Origin of the sequence: Piscirickettsia salmonis LF-89 = ATCC VR-1361, assembly GCF_000297215.2 — a bacterium.
Lineage (GTDB): Bacteria > Pseudomonadota > Gammaproteobacteria > Piscirickettsiales > Piscirickettsiaceae > Piscirickettsia > Piscirickettsia salmonis.
The window spans coordinates 1-1,948 of the sequence record NZ_AMFF02000253.1 but is presented as its reverse complement, the minus strand read 5'-3'; the positions used below and the strand labels follow the sequence as shown (position 1 = coordinate 1,948).

Here is a 1,948-nt window from a genome sequence, read left to right as displayed (position 1 = left end):
CCATGGCTCGCAGCGATAGAAAATAACAGATTAGACTGCTGCAAGATAATAAGAAAACGAATAAACGTTAGATAATCAGTAATAACAGACAAGCTTACAGAGACCTTATCAAAGCTTCCGTTTGGCTTTTCTCTTACTTTACTCACTTGCGATTTTGTCATACCCTCAGCATGGTAAAGCAGATCTAAAAACCTCTCAACACTTTCACTAGTACTTTCAATATTATAACTTGCTATTTTCTTTAATTTATTTTCATAATTTTCTCTTGCCGAATTAATTTTTTGTAAAAAATTTTCTTTATTTTCAATTTCTCTTATTTTTATAAAATTTATTTTTTTATGATCACCATATTTAAAAATATTAACCAATAATATAATTAACACTAAAATAAACATTCCAAATATAATAATATTAAAAATACCAAACTTATTAAACAACACTTTATTCTTAATCATAAAAAATGAGCCACTAAAGAAAATCTAATTTTTTCTGATATAGTCACCCGGCTAACATCATCCGAAATATTAACAGAATCAATGGCCAAATCAGCAGAAGACTCAATATCATTAATTAACTTTCTGATCAACGCCCTTTGTCTAGAGGCTCCCTGCAAATCAATCACTCCGTCATGATAAGACATACTCTTAAAATAAACACCTCTTGGCGTAATTTGATAAATTTTATACAATGTATAAAGAGTGCGATACTTTTGATTATTAATCTTATCCAGCTGATTAAGTTTTAGTTGAACCCCTTGCAGTTTCAACTGAATATTTGCTAATATTTCCTGATATTGATGATCACTGCCTTGCCTTTCGACTTTATTAGGCCTAGTTTTCAAAATAATCACCAAATATAAGCTCGCACTTACAAGAAAAACACATAGCAATAAAGAAGTTTTCATGCTATTAATCAATCTATATTTTTTAAAAAAATTTTCTTTTTCTAAAAAATTAATATTTCTCATAATTTTTTATAGCTTAAAGCAAGTGATAATGATATTAACTCATATGGCAATACTAAAGAAAATTTCTCTTCAATAATGTCAGACATATTATAGACATTTACCCTATTAATAATTAATTTATTCTTAATTCCAAACAAAAAAATATTTTCAATTTTATTACACTCGATTGACATAAAAATACTTTCAATGACCTCATAAATAAAATCAACAATACTAGTACTATTTTCCTCTCGCCTGTCTTTGCTAGTCATCGACCGATGCACCGGCTCAAAACAAATTCGATGATCATCTATCAAATAAAAAGAGCAGCTTTCTTCGCCCATATAAATAATTAGACCAGAATCAATAGACTGCTTGACTAGTAGCTTTTTGCATAGATCAAATAATGCATATACATCAATATTTACAGCAAAGACACTAAGGCCTAATTTAGAAAATAGTGCTATACGCGAGTAAAGCTGTGCTTTGCTAACAGCAACAAGATCAAAATAGTTATTTTCTTTCGTATGACATAAACTAGTATCTGTATAAAAACTATCCATTGGCAAGTTACAGCTTTTTGCAATATAAGAAAGCGCCTGGCCTTCATGTACTTTAAAATCAGTTAGCCGACTAATTTTGCTGCGCCTCTCAACCACATCTTGATATTTCACCGCCAAAATAATTTTTTTACCTTTTAAATAATGCAGCGACTTTTTTAATATAGCTAATCGATCTACTTCTAATGGCGAGGAGTAAGGCAAAGTCAAACAGTTAATGAGTTCAAGCTTAGCGTTACGGCCCAGCTGGCTCTCTGCGAGATATAGCACTCAACGAATAGTTTCTGACATTGACTTCATTACTTGACTAAGCGCTGTCTCTAAATTTATTTCATCTTGATCAAGCTTCATGCGAACCCTATTTTTAAGCGGTGACCATACATGCTCTATCGGGTTTAAATCAGGAGAATAAGGGGGTAAAAATAATAAGTGACAACCCGCA

At 31.0% G+C, this 1,948-nt stretch carries 4 protein-coding genes; all 4 read right to left on the bottom strand.

Annotated features, from left to right (window positions below; all coding sequences use genetic code 11):
- Nucleotides 1–455, bottom strand: a 455-nt coding sequence (locus C200_RS13915) for a hypothetical protein (RefSeq protein WP_033923853.1), incomplete at its 3' end; no start/stop codon positions are given.
- The gene (locus C200_RS13910) at nucleotides 452–850 is read right to left on the bottom strand and encodes a PilN domain-containing protein (protein WP_248782679.1); all 399 of its coding nucleotides are present in this window, start codon (nucleotides 848–850) and stop codon (nucleotides 452–454) included. The genes C200_RS13910 and C200_RS13915, both read right to left, overlap by 4 nt.
- A 113-nt stretch (nucleotides 851–963) precedes the next feature.
- Complete coding sequence (locus C200_RS13905; protein WP_016212223.1) at nucleotides 964–1,776, bottom strand: hypothetical protein; 813 nt, start codon at nucleotides 1,774–1,776, stop codon at nucleotides 964–966.
- Nucleotides 1,777–1,948: transposase (locus tag C200_RS13900; protein ID WP_033923692.1), on the bottom strand; the 172-nt coding region annotated here is incomplete at its 5' end. It abuts the gene before it with no gap.